Origin of the sequence: Methylobacterium brachiatum, from assembly GCF_020523825.1 — a bacterium.
Classification (GTDB): Bacteria; Pseudomonadota; Alphaproteobacteria; order Rhizobiales; family Beijerinckiaceae; genus Methylobacterium; species Methylobacterium brachiatum.
In genome coordinates this window covers 253,359-270,050 of sequence record NZ_JAJALK010000002.1, presented here as the reverse complement: position 1 = coordinate 270,050, position 16,692 = coordinate 253,359, and the positions used below count along the sequence as shown (strand labels likewise).

The 16,692-nt window shown below is 69.1% G+C and carries 16 protein-coding genes; 12 read left to right on the top strand and 4 right to left on the bottom strand.

Features of this window, described 5'->3' with window-relative positions; translation table 11 throughout:
• The first annotated feature begins 123 nt into the window (after positions 1-123).
• From LGR69_RS05005 to scpA, 7 genes are all read left to right on the top strand, one after another.
• Complete coding sequence (locus LGR69_RS05005) at positions 124-1,461, top strand: MFS transporter (protein WP_007558438.1); 1,338 nt, start codon at positions 124-126, stop codon at positions 1,459-1,461.
• Between the two features lie 118 nt (positions 1,462-1,579).
• Positions 1,580-2,836, top strand: coding sequence for a ubiquinol oxidase subunit II (cyoA, locus tag LGR69_RS05000; protein ID WP_007558441.1), 1,257 nt, complete (start codon positions 1,580-1,582; stop codon positions 2,834-2,836).
• A 74-nt stretch (positions 2,837-2,910) separates the two neighbouring features.
• The gene (gene cyoB / locus LGR69_RS04995; RefSeq protein ID WP_007558443.1) at positions 2,911-4,911 is read left to right on the top strand and encodes a cytochrome o ubiquinol oxidase subunit I; all 2,001 of its coding nucleotides are present in this window, start codon (positions 2,911-2,913) and stop codon (positions 4,909-4,911) included.
• A 4-nt stretch (positions 4,912-4,915) separates the two neighbouring features.
• The gene (gene cyoC / locus LGR69_RS04990; protein ID WP_007558445.1) at positions 4,916-5,548 is read left to right on the top strand and encodes a cytochrome o ubiquinol oxidase subunit III; all 633 of its coding nucleotides are present in this window, start codon (positions 4,916-4,918) and stop codon (positions 5,546-5,548) included.
• Complete coding sequence (cyoD, locus tag LGR69_RS04985) at positions 5,545-5,949, top strand: cytochrome o ubiquinol oxidase subunit IV (protein WP_007558446.1); 405 nt, start codon at positions 5,545-5,547, stop codon at positions 5,947-5,949. Before cyoC ends, cyoD begins: the two co-directional genes overlap by 4 nt.
• Positions 5,950-6,029: 80 nt before the next feature.
• Entirely contained in the window at positions 6,030-6,749 is a 720-nt protein-coding gene (locus tag LGR69_RS04980) for an SURF1 family protein (protein WP_230365350.1), read from the top strand.
• Between the two features lie 56 nt (positions 6,750-6,805).
• Positions 6,806-8,971: a methylmalonyl-CoA mutase gene (gene scpA / locus LGR69_RS04975; protein WP_007558450.1), complete on the top strand. Its 2,166-nt coding sequence runs from the start codon at positions 6,806-6,808 to the stop codon at positions 8,969-8,971.
• 43 nt (positions 8,972-9,014) lie between these two features.
• On the opposite strand, the gene LGR69_RS04970 is transcribed toward scpA, so the two are convergent.
• Positions 9,015-10,139, bottom strand: a complete 1,125-nt coding sequence (locus LGR69_RS04970; protein WP_370881370.1) for an alpha/beta hydrolase — start codon at positions 10,137-10,139, stop codon at positions 9,015-9,017.
• Between the two features lie 218 nt (positions 10,140-10,357).
• Here LGR69_RS04970 and LGR69_RS04965 point away from each other — a divergent pair, with 218 nt between their 5' ends.
• The gene (locus LGR69_RS04965) at positions 10,358-11,992 is read left to right on the top strand and encodes an alpha-D-glucose phosphate-specific phosphoglucomutase (RefSeq protein ID WP_230365349.1); all 1,635 of its coding nucleotides are present in this window, start codon (positions 10,358-10,360) and stop codon (positions 11,990-11,992) included.
• A gap of 10 nt (positions 11,993-12,002) precedes the next feature.
• On the opposite strand, the gene LGR69_RS04960 is transcribed toward LGR69_RS04965, so the two are convergent.
• Positions 12,003-12,500 carry a GNAT family N-acetyltransferase gene (locus LGR69_RS04960; RefSeq protein ID WP_230365348.1) on the bottom strand — a complete coding sequence of 166 codons (498 nt, stop codon included), beginning with the start codon at positions 12,498-12,500 and terminating at the stop codon, positions 12,003-12,005.
• A 198-nt stretch (positions 12,501-12,698) separates the two neighbouring features.
• On the opposite strand from LGR69_RS04960, the gene rpsD reads away from it, so the two are divergent.
• The gene (rpsD, locus tag LGR69_RS04955; protein ID WP_007558459.1) at positions 12,699-13,316 is read left to right on the top strand and encodes a 30S ribosomal protein S4; all 618 of its coding nucleotides are present in this window, start codon (positions 12,699-12,701) and stop codon (positions 13,314-13,316) included.
• Between the two features lie 106 nt (positions 13,317-13,422).
• On the opposite strand, the gene LGR69_RS04950 is transcribed toward rpsD, so the two are convergent.
• Positions 13,423-13,695, bottom strand: coding sequence for a hypothetical protein (locus tag LGR69_RS04950; protein ID WP_230365347.1), 273 nt, complete (start codon positions 13,693-13,695; stop codon positions 13,423-13,425).
• Here LGR69_RS04950 and LGR69_RS04945 point away from each other — a divergent pair.
• From LGR69_RS04945 to LGR69_RS04935, 3 genes are all read left to right on the top strand, one after another.
• Positions 13,694-13,909, top strand: a complete 216-nt coding sequence (locus LGR69_RS04945) for a hypothetical protein (RefSeq protein ID WP_128754916.1) — start codon at positions 13,694-13,696, stop codon at positions 13,907-13,909. The two genes, LGR69_RS04950 and LGR69_RS04945, sit on opposite strands and share 2 nt — an antisense overlap.
• The gene (locus LGR69_RS04940) at positions 13,906-14,253 is read left to right on the top strand and encodes a DUF2293 domain-containing protein (protein WP_007558462.1); all 348 of its coding nucleotides are present in this window, start codon (positions 13,906-13,908) and stop codon (positions 14,251-14,253) included. Before LGR69_RS04945 ends, LGR69_RS04940 begins: the two co-directional genes overlap by 4 nt.
• Before the next feature lie 164 nt (positions 14,254-14,417).
• Entirely contained in the window at positions 14,418-15,725 is a 1,308-nt protein-coding gene (locus tag LGR69_RS04935) for a glycosyltransferase (RefSeq protein WP_230365346.1), read from the top strand.
• Between the two features lie 15 nt (positions 15,726-15,740).
• Here the strand turns inward: LGR69_RS04935 and LGR69_RS04930 are convergent, their stop codons facing one another.
• Positions 15,741-16,673, bottom strand: coding sequence for a LysR family transcriptional regulator (locus tag LGR69_RS04930; RefSeq protein ID WP_230365345.1), 933 nt, complete (start codon positions 16,671-16,673; stop codon positions 15,741-15,743).
• Positions 16,674-16,692: the final 19 nt, after the last annotated feature.

Here is a 16,692-nt window from a genome sequence, read left to right as displayed (position 1 = left end):
GCCATGCATGCGTCAGTGGGTGAACTTGCGTCGGAAGCCGGTTGCGATACCTCTGGACATGCCGCATGAGGCGGTTCCGGCCATGGCGCCCGAACGGGCGCACGGCGAGGGCGGCAGTCAACAATGAGTGCGAACACCCCAATGGCCTCGGCCACAGTCCTTGAGCGCGACGCTCAGCAGGCGATGGGAGACCACAAGGTCCACCCGAACGAGATCGCCATCGGCGTGGTCATCGGCCGCGCGTCCGAATACTTCGACTTCTTCGTCTTCGGCATCGCATGCGTGCTGGTGTTCCCGAAGGTGTTCTTTCCGTTCGTCGATCCGCTGACCGGAACACTCTACGCCTTCTCGATCTTCGCCCTCGCCTTCATCGCCCGCCCGATCGGGTCGGTGATCTTCATGGCGATCGACCGTCGGCACGGCCGCAGCGTCAAGCTCACCATCGCGCTGTTCCTCCTGGGCGGTGCCACCGCCGCGGTCAGCTTCCTGCCGCGCTACGATAGCATCGGCATCTCGGCCGTCTACATCCTGGCGGTGCTGCGGGTGCTGCAGGGCCTGGCGCTCGGCGGCGCCTGGGACGGGCTGGCCTCGCTGCTGGCCATGAACGCACCCCGGGAGCGCCGCGGCTGGTACGCGATGATCCCGCAGCTCGGTGCGCCCCTGGGCTTCATGGTGGCGAGCGCGCTGTTCGCGTTCTTCCTGGTCAACCTCGACGAGGCCGACTTCATCGACTGGGGCTGGCGCTTCCCGTTCTACTGCGCCTTCACCATCAACGTCGTCGCCCTGTTCGCCCGGCTGCGCCTGGTGGCCACCGACGAGTTCGCCCGGATGATGGATCTCGATCGGCTCCGGCCGGTCCCGGCGCTGGAGCTGTTCCGGCACCATGCGGGCGACGTGATCCGCGGGGCCTTCGTGCCGCTGGCCGGCTTCGCGCTGTTCCATCTCGTGACGATCTTCCCGATCGCCTGGCTGGCGCTCAACAACACCCACCGCTCGCCCGGCGAGTTCCTGATCGTGCAGTTCTCCGGGGCCATCGTCTGCGCCGGCGCGATCGCGGCCTCCGGGTTGATCGCCGACCAGATCGGCCGCCGCAACTGCCTGATCATGAGCGCCTCGCTGATCGCCTTCTTCGCGGTCGGCAGCATCATCGCCCCGCTCCTGTTCGGCGAGAGCGCGATCGGCCAGACGATCTACGTGACGATCGGCTTCATGCTGCTCGGCCTCGCCTACGGCCAGACCGCCGGCGCGGTCACCGCCCGGCTCGGCAACCACTACCGCTACACCGGCGCCGCGCTGACCTCCGACTTCGCCTGGCTGGTCGGCGCCGGCTTCGCCCCGCTGGTGGCGCTGTTCCTGTCGCAGCGCTACGGCCTGGCCATGGTCGGGGTCTACCTCCTGTCGGGCGCAGCCTGCACCCTCGCGGCGTTGTTCTTCGACCGCTCGGAAATGCGCCAGATGTAGTCGGCCGCCGCGCGGCGAAGGCTGCGCGGCCTCCTTCCAGAATCTGCCGGGACTGCCGCGTCACGCGCGGCACGGCAGGGACGCCGCGCCTGCGGCTTGGGATAAAGAGACGAGTGCTGTGACCTCTTCGACCCCTCTCCCGGACAGGATCGAGCCCGCCAAGAGCCGGGGCGGCCCTGCGCGGCGCCTCTTGCCGCTCCTCGCCCTGCCGCCGGTCCTGGCGATGCTGGGCGGCTGCAACCTCGTGGTCATGAGCCCGGCCGGCTACGTCGCCGAGCAGCAGCGCAACCTCGTGCTCGCCGCCACCGGGCTGATGCTCCTGATCATCATCCCGGTCATCTTCTTCACCCTGTTCTTCGCCTGGCGCTACCGCGCCACCAACGAGGACGCGGTCTACGATCCCGAATGGCACCACTCGACCCAGCTCGAGGTGCTGATCTGGACGGCGCCGCTGATGATCATCATCGCGCTGGGCGCGCTCACCTGGATCGGCACCCACACCCTGGATCCGTTCCGGCCGCTCAGCAAGATCGACGCGAAGCGCGACATCCCGGCCGGCGTCGAGCCGCTCCAGGTCGAGGCGGTGGCCATGGATTGGAAGTGGCTGTTCCTCTACCCGCAATACGGGATCGCCACGGTGAACGAGCTCGCCGCCCCGGTGGACCGGCCGATCCAGTTCAAGATCACCGCCACCGACGTGATGAACACGTTCTACGTCCCGACGCTGGCCGGCATGGTCTACGCGATGCCGGGCATGCAGACCCAGCTCCACGCGGTGATCAACCGCGAGGGCTCCTACGAGGGCCGCTCGGCGCATTACAGCGGCGCCGGCTTCTCGAACATGTTCTTCAAGTTCAACGGCGTGACCGACCAGGCCTTCGACCAGTGGGTCGCCAAGACCAAGGCCCAGGGCGGCGAGCTGACCCAGGAAGCCTATCTCGAGCTGGAGAAGCCGAGCGAGTCCGAGCCGGCGCGGTTCTACAAGTCCTACGCGAAGGGCCTGTTCGACCGGATCATCGGCATGTGCCCGCGGCCGGAGCAGATGTGCGTCGGCGAGATGGTGAAGATCGACGCCCGGGGCGGTGCCTCGGGGGCGGAGGCCCAGGCCAACTACGACCGGCTGCAGTATGACAACCGCATGGCCGATCGCGGCAACGAGGCCCCGGGCGCGACGGGGCCGGCATCCGGGACCGGCCCGCACGGGCAGACGCAGCCGCAGGGCATGAAGCCCCGGCCCGACATGGGCAACCCGGACTCGCGGGGTCAGGGCGAGAGCGCGCTGCCCGGGCAGGAGAAGGCGCCCGAGGTCAAGGCGCCGGACAGCCAGGGCCAGAAAGAGGGCGGGCAGATCGCGCCCAAGCAGCTCAACCAGTAAGACCGCTCGCGTGAACGCGGGCCCCACACCCAAAACCGGCGGTCGCCGTCGAACCCATTGAACGGGCCGATCCCATGTTCGCAAACCTGGACCTACAACAGTTGATCCTCGGCCGATTTACGATCGAGCAGATCCCGTATCACGAGCCCATCCTGCAGGCGACCTTCGCCGGCGTGGCCGTGGTCGGCCTCGCCGTCCTCGGCGTGATCACGTATTTCCGCTTCTGGGGGCCGCTGTGGCGTGACTGGGTCACGTCCATCGACCACAAGAAGATCGGTATCATGTACTGCATCTTCGCGCTGATCATGCTGCTGCGCGGCTTTGCCGACGCGCTGCTCATGCGCTCGCAGCAGGCGATCGCGTTCGGCTCGGAGCAGGGCTTCCTGCCGCCGCACCACTACGATCAGATCTTCACCGCCCACGGTATGATCATGATCTTCTTCGTGGCGATGCCGTTCGTCACGGGCATGATGAACTTCGCGGTGCCGCTGCAGATCGGCGCGCGCGACGTGGCCTTCCCGTTCCTGAACAACTTCAGCTTCTGGATGACGGTGGCCGGCGGCATCCTCGTGATGGTCTCGCTGTTCGTCGGCGAGTTCTCGCGCGCCACCTGGCTCGCCTACCCGCCGCTCTCCGGAGCCGCGATGAGCCCCGGCGTCGGCGTCGACTACTACATCTGGGCGCTGCAGATCGCGGGTATCGGGACCTTGCTCTCGGGCATCAACCTGATCGCGACCATCGTGAAGATGCGCGCGCCCGGCATGACCATGATGAAGCTGCCGATCTTCGTCTGGTCGTCGCTGTGCACCAACATCCTGATCGTGGCCGCCTTCCCGATCCTGACGGCCGTTCTCGCGATGCTGTCGCTCGACCGCTACGTCGGCACGCACTTCTTCACGAACGACCTTGGCGGCAACGCCATGCTGTACTTCAACCTGATCTGGATCTGGGGTCACCCGGAGGTCTACATCCTGATCCTGCCGGCCTTCGGGGTGTTCTCCGAGATCACCTCGACCTTCTGCGGCAAGCGGTTGTTCGGCTACACCTCGATGGTCTACGCGCTGGTGGTGATCACCATCCTCGCCTACCTGGTCTGGTTGCACCACTTCTTCACCATGGGCTCGGGCGCCGACGTGAACTCGTTCTTCGGGATCACGACGATGATCATCTCGATCCCCACGGGCGCGAAGATCTTCAACTGGATGTTCACGATGTACCGCGGCCGGATCCGGTTCGAGGTGCCGATGATGTGGGTGGTGGCGTTCATCGTCACCTTCGTGATCGGCGGCATGACCGGCGTCCTGCTGGCGGTGCCCCCGGCCGACTTCGTGCTCCACAACTCGCTGTTCCTGATCGCGCACTTCCACAACGTGATCATCGGCGGCGTGCTGTTCGGCATGTTCGCCGGCGTCACCTTCTGGTTCCCCAAGGCCTTCGGGTTCAAGCTCGACGAGTTCTGGGGGAAGATGGCCCTCGTGTTCTGGGTGAGCGGGTTCTACGTCGCCTTCATGCCGCTCTACGTGCTCGGCCTGATGGGCGTGACCCGGCGCATGCAGCACTTCGACGACCCGTCGCTGCAGATCTGGTTCGTCATCGCGGCCTGCGGCGCGGGGCTCATCGCCCTGGGTATCGCCTCGCAGATCGTGATGTTCGTGGTCTCGATCCGCAACCGCGAGAAGCTGCGCGACCTGACCGGCGATCCGTGGGGCGGCCGGACCCTGGAATGGTCCACCTCCTCGCCGCCGCCGGACTACAACTTCGCCTTCACCCCGGTGGTGCACGATTCCGACGCGTGGTGGGACATGAAGAACCGCGGCTTCGCCCGGCCGATGACCGGCTACAAGCCGATCCACATGCCCAAGAACACCGCCGCCGGCGCCATCCTGGCCGGTCTGAACTTCACCTTCGGCCTGGCCATGGTCTGGTACGTCTGGTGGCTGGCGGCGCTCAGCTTCGTGGCGATCATCCTCGTCGCGATCCTTCACACCTTTAATTACAATCGCGACTACTACATTCCTGCCGACACGGTCAGTCGGACGGAAGGTCAGAGGACGCGCGAGCTGGAGATGGCGTGATCCGATGATGCACGCGGAAACTGCACCCCCCGGCGCCGCGGCGCCGGTCTTCTACCAGACCGACGAGGAGGGCCATCATTCCGAGGGCTCGACGATGCTCGGGTTCTGGCTCTACCTGATGAGCGATTGCCTCATCTTCGCGACCCTGTTCGCGACCTATGGCGTGCTCGGCCGCAGCTACGCGGCCGGGCCGACCCCCAAGGACCTGTTCGACCTGACGGGCATCGCGGTGAACACCGCGATGCTGCTGTTCTCGTCCATCACCTACGGCTTCGCCATGCTGGAGATGGACCGGGACCGGATCAAGCAGACCCAGATCTGGCTCGCGATCACCGGCCTGTTCGGCGTGGCCTTCGTGGCCCTGGAGATCCGGGAATTCGTCCACCTGTTCCATGAGGGCGCCCCGCCCTGGCGCAGCGCCTTCCTGTCGTCGTTCTACACCCTGGTGGCGACGCACGGCCTGCACGTCTCGGTGGGCATCCTCTGGCTGGTCGTGCTGCTGGTGCAGCTGCGCAAGCACGGCCTGATCGTCGAGAACAAGCGCCGGCTGATGTGCCTGTCGATGTTCTGGCACTTCCTCGATCTGATCTGGATCGGGGTGTTCACCGTCGTCTACCTGATGGGAGTGCTCGAATGAGCGCCGACGCGCACCACCTGACCGGTCACGGTCAGGACACCCACGACGCCCACGCCCACAGCGAGGGCGGGCACGGCTCCTTCGGCAGCTACATCACCGGCTTCGTCCTGTCGGTGATCCTGACGGTGATCCCGTTCTGGCTGGTGATGGGCAACGTGCTCGACAACAGCCTCGTCACCACCCTGGTGATCCTGGCCTTGGGCGGTGTGCAGATGGTCGTGCACATCATCTACTTCCTGCACATGAACACGAAGTCGGAGGGCGGCTGGACCTTCCTGGCGCTGATCTTCACCATCATGGTGGTGGTGATCATGCTCGCGGGCTCGGTGTGGGTGATGTACCACCTCAATCACAACATGATGCCGATGGATGCCCACGACGTCATGAACAACGCCCGCTGAGCGCGCGTCCGGAGATGAGGCCCGCGGGGTCGGGAGAGGGGGCTGAGCCGGGATCGGCCCCCTCCCCGGCCCCGCTCTCGTTGCTGAGGCGCGTCCTGTTCGGCGTGGCCGTGGGCGTCGTGTTCGTTGTCCTGCTGGGCCTCGGGACCTGGCAGGTCCAGCGCCGGGCCTGGAAGCTCGACCTGATCGCCCGGGTCGATGCCCGGGTCCACGCCCCGGCCGTGCCGGCCCCCGGCCCCGCCGAATGGCCGCACATCGGCCCCGACGACGCCTACCGGCATGTCTGGCTGTCCGGCACCTTCCTGCACGATCGCGAGACCCTGGTGCAGGCCGTCACCGAGCGCGGCGGCGGGTTCTGGGTGCTGACGCCGCTCCGCCGGCCCGACGGCACGATCGTCCTGGTCAATCGCGGCTTCGTGCCGGGGGCGAACCGCGATCCCGCGACCCGTCAGGCCGGGCAGGTGGCGGGCGAGGCGCGGGTGACCGGCCTCCTGCGGCCGACCGAGCCCGGCGGCGCCTTCCTGCGGGCGAACGACCCCGGGGACGGGCGCTGGTACTCGCGGGACGTCGCCGCCATCGCGGCCGCCCGGGGCCTGACCGACGTCGCCCCCTACTTCGTCGATGCCGACGCGACGCCCAATCCCGGCGGCCTGCCGGTGGGCGGGCTCACGGTGATCGCCTTCCCGAACAGCCACCTCGTCTACGCCCTGACCTGGTACGGGATGGCGCTGATGCTGGCGGGCGCGGTGATCTACATCATCCTGCGCGGCCGCCGGACCTCTAGACCTGTGGGGGAGTAGCCCGGTTTCCGGGGCCGTCTATAATGAGGTGACAAACGCCACAACGAGTCACCGCCATGACCACCCGCATCCCGAACTTCGCCGAGATCCCTCTGGTCGGCGAGCCGCTGGCGGTGGCGTCGCCGGCCCTCGGCGAGCCCTGGATGACCCCGGAGGGGATTCCGGTGAAGGGTCGCTACGGGCCGGAGGACCGGGAGGGCATCGAGTTCCTCGACACCTATCCCGGCATCGCGCCGTTCCTGCGCGGCCCCTACCCGACCATGTACGTCACCCAGCCCTGGACGATCCGGCAATATGCCGGCTTCTCCACGGCCGAGGATTCGAACGCCTTCTACCGGCGCAACCTCGCGGCCGGCCAGAAGGGCCTGTCGGTGGCCTTCGACCTCGCCACCCACCGCGGCTACGATTCCGACCACCCCCGCGTCTCGGGCGATGTCGGCATGGCCGGCGTGGCGATCGACTCGATCTACGACATGCGGACGCTGTTCTCCGGCATCCCGCTCGACGAGATGACCGTGTCGATGACGATGAACGGCGCGGTGCTGCCGATCCTCGCCCTCTACATCGTCGCCGCCGAGGAGCAGGGCGTGCCGCCGCAGAAGCTCGCCGGCACGATCCAGAACGATATTCTCAAGGAGTTCATGGTCCGCAACACCTACATCTATCCCCCCAAGGGATCGATGCGGATCATTTCCGATATCTTCGCCTATACGTCGAAGAACATGCCGAAGTTCAACTCGATCTCGATCTCCGGCTACCATATGCAGGAGGCAGGCGCCACGAACGACCTGGAGCTCGCCTATACGCTCGCCGACGGCGTCGAGTACATCAAGGCTGGCCTCGCCGCCGGCCTGACCATCGACCAGTTCGCCCCGCGCCTGTCGTTCTTCTGGGCGATCTCGACCAACTTCTTCATGGAGATCGCCAAGATGCGGGCCGCGCGCCTGATCTGGGCGAAGCTGGTGAAGGGGTTCGATCCGAAGTCCGACAAGTCCCTGGCGCTGCGCACCCACTCCCAGACGTCGGGCTGGTCGCTCACCGCCCAGGACGTGTTCAACAACGTCACCCGCACCAATATCGAGGCTATGGCGGCGACGCAGGGCGGCACGCAATCCCTGCACACCAACGCCCTCGATGAGGCGCTGGCGCTCCCCACCGACTTCTCCGCCCGGATCGCCCGCAACACCCAGCTGTTCCTGCAGCAGGAGAGCGGCACCACCCGGATCGTCGACCCGTGGGGCGGCTCCTACTACGTGGAGAAGCTCACCGCCGACATCGTGGCCCGGGCCTGGGAGCATATCCGCGAGGTCGACCAGCTCGGCGGCATGGCCAAGGCGATCGAGGCCGGCATCCCCAAGCTGCGGATCGAGGAGGCCGCCGCCCGGGCCCAGGCCCGGATCGATTCCGGCCGCCAGACCATCGTGGGCATCAACAAGTTCAAGGCCGACGACGACATGGCCATCGACCTCCTGCGGGTCGACAACGGCAATGTCCGCCGCCTGCAGATCGACAAGCTCAAGCGCCTGCGCTCCGAGCGCGACGAGGCCGCCGTCACGGCGCGGCTCGAGGCGCTGACCAAGGCCGCCGACACGAACGAGAACCTGCTGGCGCTGGCCGTCGACGCGGCCCGGGCCAAGGCCACGGTCGGCGAGATTTCCGAGGCCCTGGAGAAGGCCTGGGGCCGGCACCGCGCCGAGATCCGCTCGATCTCCGGCGTCTACAAGCGCGAGGTGGGGGGCATGTCGCCAGTGGTCGAGGAAGTCCGGGCGCTGGTCGAGGCGTTCGAGGAGAACGATGGCCGCCGGCCGCGCATCCTGGTCGCCAAGATGGGCCAGGACGGGCACGACCGTGGCCAGAAGGTCATCGCCTCGGCGTTTGCCGATCTCGGCTTCGACGTGGATATCGGACCGCTCTTCGCCACCCCGGCCGAGGCCGCCCGGCAGGCGGTGGAGAACGACGTGCACATCGTCGGCGTCTCGTCGCTGGCGGCCGGCCACCTCACCCTGGTGCCGGAGCTGAAGGCCGCGCTCACCGAGCAGGGCCGCGACGACGTGATGATCGCCATCGGCGGCGTGATCCCGCCGGGCGACTACGACGCCCTGGTGGCGGCCGGCGCCTCGGCGATCTTCCCGCCCGGCACGGTGATCGCCGAGGCCGCGGTCAAGCTGATCCGCGCGCTGAACGAGCGGCTGGGCTACACGGCGCGCCAGGCGGCAGAGTAGGATCGGGTTCCGTCTCCCCGATGGCGGGGAGACGGGGTTAGGCTCAGTTCAACGCCTGCGGGTCTGCCTCCGTGAGGAAGGCCGCGACCGCGTGGAGGAACTGCATGCGGTTCTTCTCCATCATCACCGTATGCGTGCCCTCCCCGAGCTCGATGAAGCGCTTGTAGGGGGCGTGCGTGAGCCTGGTGAAGTATTCCTGGGCCTGGTAGCTCGGCAGGTCCGCGTCCCATTCGGCGTGGATGAGCAGCACGGGCACGCGGATGTCGCCCGGATCGTAGAGCGGCTTGCCCGCCGCCCAGTACGCATCCTTGTCGGCTACGGTGCCGTTCGGTGCGCGCAGCACCGGCGGCGTTTGCCCGGCGCCGACCGGATCGCTGGCGAAGGTCGCGTCGGCCCATTGGTCGAACCAGCCCGGCGGGATCAGGTCGGCCTTCTTCTCCTCGGGCACGCCGGTGAGCCAGCGCGCCTTGGCGCTGTCGCGGCTGACGCTGCGATAGGCACCGAGCGGCCCGGAGCCGCCGCCCATCAGCGACGGCGTACGCGCCAGCCATTGCGGCGCGTACAGGACCAGCCGGTTGACCCGGTCGTTGTGGGTGCTGGTGTAGAGCCCCATGGTCGAGGTCCCCCAGGACCAGCCCATCAGGTCGATCTTGTCGACGTTGCGCCGCTTCAGGATGAAGTCGACGACCTGCCCCACCACCTTGGCCGCGTCCGGCGTGCGCATGAACGGCGGGTTGTCGGCGGCCGGCGCGCTCATCGGCGCCGGGCGCCCGGATTGCCCGTAGCCCGGCAGGTCCACGAGGTAGACGTCGAAACCCTGGCCGGCGAAGTAGTCCATCGCCGACATCCCGCCGAGCGGCAGGTCGAAGGCCGTGGAGGCCGGGTAGGTCGAGCCGTGCACGAACAGCAGGATCCTGTCGCCCGGGAACCGGTCTGTCCCGGCCGGGTGCTTGTTGCGCACGTAGATGTCGATGCCCGGCTCGCTCCACGGCAGCCGGAATTCCTCCGTCTGCAGCCGCGCGGACGGTGCGGCCGTCGCGGCGGAGGGGGGCAGGGTCGCGGCGAGGCCCGCCGCGGCGAGCGCTCCGAACATCTGTCGCCGCGGCAATCCGGTCTCCAATTGTGTCCTGCCCTGGCGCGGGCGAGGCTGCGATGGTCCGTCCGACATGTATCCTCCCGGCCGCCTTATCTGGCGGATCGGGCGATACAACCGCCGGGACCTAGCGGGCGCAACCGCTGGTGAACCGGATCGACACACGAGGAACCGGTTTCGTCGCGCGATCCGCTCAAACCGCTGTGACAAAGCCCTCCCGATCCCGCGCCGCACGGGTGACGCCGGGCCCCCGGGCGGGCATTGAGGCGGAAGATTCAGGGAGACGCCCGTCCATGACGACTCCGACGACCGTCGACACCACGCCCTTCCCCGACCAGAAGCCGGGCACCTCCGGGCTGCGCAAGAAGGTGCCGGTGTTCCGGCAGCCGAACTACGTCGAGAATTTCGTCCAGGCGATCTTCGACACCCTGCCGGACAAGGCGGGCGCGACCCTGGTTCTGGGCGGCGACGGACGGTTCCTCAACCGCGAGGTGGTGCAGAAGACCCTCCGGCTCGCCGCCGGCAACGGCTTCGGCCGGGTGCTGGTCGGGCGCGGCGGCTTGCTCTCGACCCCGGCGGCCTCCTGCGTGATCCGCAAGTCCGGGGCGATCGGCGGCATCGTCCTGTCGGCGAGCCACAATCCGGGCGGGCCGGACGGCGATTTCGGCATCAAGTTCAACGCCGCCAATGGCGGCCCGGCGCCCGAGACGGTGACCAACGCGATCTTCGAGCGGGCCAAGGCGCTCACCCGCTACAGCCTGGTCGAGGCCCCGGATCTCGACCTCGACACCCTGGGCGAGACCCGGCTCGGCGCCATGACGGTCGCGGTCATCGACCCGGTGGCCGATTACGCCGAACTGATGCGGACGCTGATCGATTTCGACGCGGTGTCGCGCCTGTTCGCCTCGGGCTTCCGCATGCGCTTCGACGCGATGAGCGCGGTCACCGGCCCCTACGCCACCGCGATCTTGGAAGGGATGCTCGGCGCGCCCGCCGGCACGGTGGTCAACGCGATCCCGAAAGAGGATTTCGGCGGCCATCACCCGGATCCGAACCCGGTCCATTGCCACGACCTGTTCGACCTGATGCAGGGGCCGGACGCCCCCGATTTCGGCGCGGCGTCGGACGGCGACGGCGACCGCAACATGATCGTGGCCCCGGGCCTGTTCGTGACCCCGAGCGACAGCCTCGCCCTCCTCGCCGCCCATGCCCACCGGGCCCCGGGCTATGCGGGTGGGCTGGCCGGCATCGCCCGGTCGATGCCCACGAGCCGCGCCGCCGACCGGGTCGCGGCCGCCCTCGGCATCAAGGCCTACGAAACGCCGACCGGCTGGAAATTTTTTGGGAATTTGCTCGATGCCGGGCTGATCACCCTGTGCGGTGAGGAGAGCGCCGGCACCGGCTCGAACCACGTGCGCGAGAAGGACGGGCTCTGGGCGGTGCTGCTCTGGCTCAATATCCTGGCCGCCACGGGCGAGCGCGCCGACGCGCTGGTGCGGGCGCATTGGCGGACCCATGGCCGCGACTACTACGCCCGCCACGATTACGAGGAGGTCGAGTCCGACGCCGCCAACGGCCTGATGGAGGCGCTGCGCGAAAAGCTCGCCGGGCTGCCCGGCACGCGGCTCGGCGAGCTCACGGTCTCGACGGCGGACGAGTTCGCCTATCGCGACCCAGTGGACGGCTCGCTCACCGAGCGCCAGGGCATCCGGATCGGCTTCGCCGAGGATGCCCGCGTGGTCTTCCGCCTGTCGGGCACCGGCACCGCCGGGGCGACGCTCCGGGTCTATCTGGAGCGCTACGAGGCCGATCCGGCCCGGCTCGATCTGCCCGTCGCCGAGGTGCTGGCCCCGGTGGTGGCGGCGGCCCGCGCCCTCGCGGAGATCGAGCCCCGCACCGGCCGGGCCGAGCCGAGCGTGGTGACTTGACCGGGACCTCTCAGGGGGCTTGGCGCTCTGTCGCCAAGTCCTTGACCATGTACACGGTGATGTCGTCGTCCAGCGTCCGGCCCGGGCCGGCATACAGCGCCTCCCGCTCCACCCGGTAGCCGAGGGCCGCGTAGAGGCGCAGGTTCGCCGTGTATTTTTTATTCGTGTAGAGGCGCAGCCGCGGGAGCCCGGCCTCGGCGGCGATCGACTCGGCGTGGGTCAGGAGCGCGGTGCCGAAGCCGCGGCCCTGACAATCCGGATGGACCGCGACGTTGACGATCAGCAGATCGTCGTCTCTGCGCAGGGTCTCGATCAGCGCCGCCAACCCTTCGCCGGATCGGAGCAGGTCGAACCGATGGTGCCGCACGGCCTGCGCGTAATCGGCCTGCATCGGGGTCGGCAGACGGCCGATCAGCGGGATCCACTTGGCGTAGGCCGCATCCACCAGCGCCCGGATCGCCGCCGCGTCGGTTGGCGCCCCGCGCCGAATTCCGAAAGTCTCGGCCACCCGCAAAAAACCTCCTGTGGTTGACCCCGGCCGGTCCTTACCCTAAAGACCCGGCCGTCGATGGGGCTCCGCACGGGGCCCCGTCGCGTTTTCACGCGCACCCGTGGGCGGGATCCTCCCGCCCTGTCGTCCCCGACCTGAATGTCCGGGAAAAGGAGGGCGCGTTCCTCAATCTCGGTCTCGAGAGGACGCGAAGAAATGTCGAAGCGGATTCAGGCGAAGCACAAGCTCGACCGCCGCATGGGCCAGAACATCTGGGGCCGCCCGAAGAGCCCCGTCAACCGCCGCGAATACGGTCCCGGCCAGCACGGCCAGCGCCGCAAGGGCAAGATGAGCGACTTCGGCACGCAGCTGCGCGCCAAGCAGAAGCTCAAGGGCTATTACGGCAACATCACCGAGAAGCAGTTCCGCCGCTACTACGCCGAGGCGATCCGCCTGCGCGGCGATTCCGGCGAGAACCTGGTCGGCCTGCTCGAGCGGCGCCTCGACGCCGTGGTGTACCGGGCGAAGTTCGTGGCGACCCCGTTCGCGGCGCGCCAGTTCGTCAACCACGGCCACGTCAAGGTCAACGGCGTCCGGGTCAACATCCCGAGCTACCAGGTGAAGGCCGGCGACCTCATCGAGGTCAAGGAGTCGTCCCGCCAGCTCGAGATCGTCATCGTGGCGACCCAGCTGCCCGAGCGCGACGTGCCGGACTACATCGAGGCCGATCACGCCAAGATGACCGCCCGCGTCACCCGCATCCCCAGCCTGTCCGAGGTGCCCTACCCGGTGCAGATGGAGCCGAACCTCGTCATCGAGTTCTACTCCCGCTGATATTTGGGATCACACCCCGGCGCCGAGCCGGTGGCGGGGTGTGTTTCGGAACGTCGACGAACAAAAAGGGGCTGCCCGCAGGGGCGGCCCCTTGTCGTATGCGGGCTCAGCAGCCGTTGCAGATCGTCCCCATCGTGTGGCGCATCTTGCTGTCCCACGCCTTGGAGCGGGCTTCCGCGGCCTTCTGCGCCTTGATCATCGCGACCTCGTTGACCGGCCGGGACGTGCCCGTGACGGCCGGGCTCGGCGGCTTGGTCTGGCCCGTCGCGGTGATCCGGCGGCCGACCCGGGCGCCGTCCGGATTGGCCGAGCTCTGGGCCAGGGCCGGCGCCGCCCCGAGCAGGACGCCCAGGATCACCGCGTGACGGATCGTTGCCATGGACCTGATCTCCCCGACGGCGGGTTGTCTGCCTGCCCCGCCTCAACTGCCGATGACATTAGTGCCGCATCAGAGCGCGTTGCAATTGGATGCGGCGCTAAGCCTTTGTCGTGATGCGCTGGCGCGTGCCGAAGCGACATCCGCTGGGACGGCGCGCGCTGTAGCCGCCCGCGGCGGCGAAATCATGGTGCCCGGGCCGGAGGCCGCCCGGTGAGCGCCCCCCTGCCCCCGCCCCGGAACCGCCGCGAGGCCGTGGCCGAGGCGCTCGCCCGCATCGCCCCGCGCCTGCCCGCCTTCGAGGCCGACGCCACCCTCGACCGGGCGCTGGCGAGCCCGGGCCTGCGCGGCGCCGCCCCCGAGACGGCCGCCCGCCTGGCCCTGGTGACCTATGCCCGCCACGTCTTCACCGATTACGACGAGCTCCTGGGCGAGGGCTACGACCGCGACAGCGCCCGGCACTTCGTCCTCGACGACCTCAACGCGGCCCTGATCGCCTGGGGCGCCGCCCCCATCCCGGAGGCGGAGGCCGAGGCCGATCCCGAGGGGGACCCGGATTAGCCCGGCGTTACGCCTGTAACCGGATCCTACGCGGGCGAAACGCTGCCGTAGCCTGCGCGGCGCAGACCCCGGACAGGAGCGGGACCGGTCGCCCGGCGCCGCGCGCAGGCCGGCGCTACGCGTGGCCTCGTCATCGCCCGCTCCGTCACAGCAGCGGGTACCGCATGAAGATCCTGTTCGCCGCCACACCGGTCGCCGGCCACCTGAACCCGCTGCTCGCCATCGCGCGCATGGTCCTGGCGCGCGGCGACGAGGCGGTGGTCGCCACGGCCACGTATCTCCGGCCCGCCGTCGAGGCCTCGGGCGCCCGCTTCCTGCCGTTCGATCCCGGCGCGGATCTCGACCTCACCCGGATCGAGGACGTGCTGCCCGAGCGCGCCAGCCTGCCCCCGGGGCCGGAGCAGCTGCGCTACAATTTCGAGCGCCTCTTCCTCGATCCGATGCCGGCGCAGGCCGAGACGCTGCGCCGGATCATCGCGACGGACCGCCCCGACCTCGTCGTGGTCGACGATCTGTTCTTCGGCACGACGCCCCTGTTCCTGGATCGCGCGAGGCCCCGGCCACCGATCGTCGCCTGCAGCATCACGATCATGGTGGCGGACAGGCCGGACGGCGCCCCGAGCATGATCGGGCTGCCGCCGGCGCGCGACGCGGCCACGCGGAAGACCTACGCGGCCATGGCGGCCGGCGCCGAGGCCGTGTTCGGTGCGCCGGTCCGCGCCTACGCGGATGCCAAGCTCGCCGCGATGGGGCTGCCGCCGCTGCCCTGCTCGGTGCTGCACTCGCGCCATCTCATGGCCGACGCGTTCCTGCAGACCACCGTCCCGGCCTTCGAGTACGATTTCGGGTCGCTGGCCGGCCATGTCCGGTTCGTGGGCGCCCTGCCCCCGCCCCCGCCGCAGCGGGATGCCGCGCGGCCGGATTGGTGGGGCGAGCTCGACGGATCGAAGAAGGTCGTGCTCGTGACCCAGGGCACCGTCGCCAACGTCGATCTCAGTGAGCTCGTCGAGCCGACCCTCGCGGCTTTGGCCGGGCGCGACGACCTGCTGGTGCTGGTCACCACCGGCCGCCGGCCGATCGAGAACGTGCGCGGACCGATCCCGAAGAACGCCCGGCTCGCCGAGTTCCTCGATTTCGCGGCGCTGCTGCCGAAGGTCGACGTGCTGGTCACCAACGGCGGCTACGGGACGGTCCAGCTCGCCCTGCGGGCCGGGGTGCCGATCGTGGCGGCGGGGCGCACCGAGGACAAGGCCGAGGTCGGCGCGCGGGTGGCCTGGTCGGGCGTGGGGCTCGAGATCCCCGCGCAGCGGCCCGGGGCCGGGGATCTGCGCGCGGCGGTCGAGCGGATCCTGTCCGAGCCGTCCTACGGCGCGCGGGCGCGGGCGATCGGGGCGGACATGGCGGCGATCGACACGCCGGCCGCGATCCTCGGCATCCTGGACGACCTCGTCGCCAAGGCCCGGGCGGCCTGACCTTTCAGGGCCGGCTCAAGACGCCGAAAGCCCCGAGAAGCGCTCGGCCAGGCGCTGCTCCCGGAAGGCCTCGGTGACCCAGTCCACGAAGGCCCGGGTCTTGGCCGGCAGCAGCGTCCGGCTGGCGTAGTAGAGCGAGATCACCCCCGCATCGGCGTACCAGTCCGGCGCGAGCCGGAGCAGGCGGCCGCTCTTGAGCGTCTCCACGACGTCGGGCACCGCCACCATGGCGACGCCGAGCCCGAGCAGGGCGGCCTGCTGCATGGCGTCCGGGTCGTTGACGATGATCGAGGCCGGCAGCGGCGCCGGCCTCTCCGCGCCCGCGGCGTTGCGCATGGTCCAGCGCTGGAGGCGGCCGGTCCGGAGCGAGCGCATGACGATGCCCTGCAGCGCCTGAAGCCCGGTCGGGTCGGCGGGGAGCGCCCGACCGGCCATGTAGGCGGGCGCGGCGACCGCGATGACGTGGGCCGGGGCCAGGGTATGGGCGATGAGGCCAGGGGACAGGTCGAACCCGGCCCCGATCGCGGCGTCGTAGCCCTCGGTGACGAGATCGACCCGCCGGTTCTCGAAGTGCCATTCCGGGCGGATCCGCGGATGGCGGGCGAGGAAGCCGGGCAGCAGCGGCAGGAGATGCATCGTGCCGAAGGTCGGCGCCATGCTGACCTTCAGGGTCCCGGCCGGCTCGCCGCCCAGGGTGGCGAGCCCGGCGATCGCCGCCTGGAGGCCCTCCAGGTTGTCGGCGATCGCGAGGCGGAAGGTCTCGCCCGCTTCCGTCAGGCTGAGCTTTCGCGTCGAGCGGTGGAACAGCCGCACGCCCAGATTCCGCTCCAGCATGGCGACGTTCCGGCTGACCGCGGCCGGCGTCAGCGACAGGCGCCGGGCGGCCTCCGAGAAGCTGCCGTGCTCGGCGCTGCGGATGAAGGATTCCAGGTTGGCGAGGGTTTCCACGATGACACCTTCAATCGTT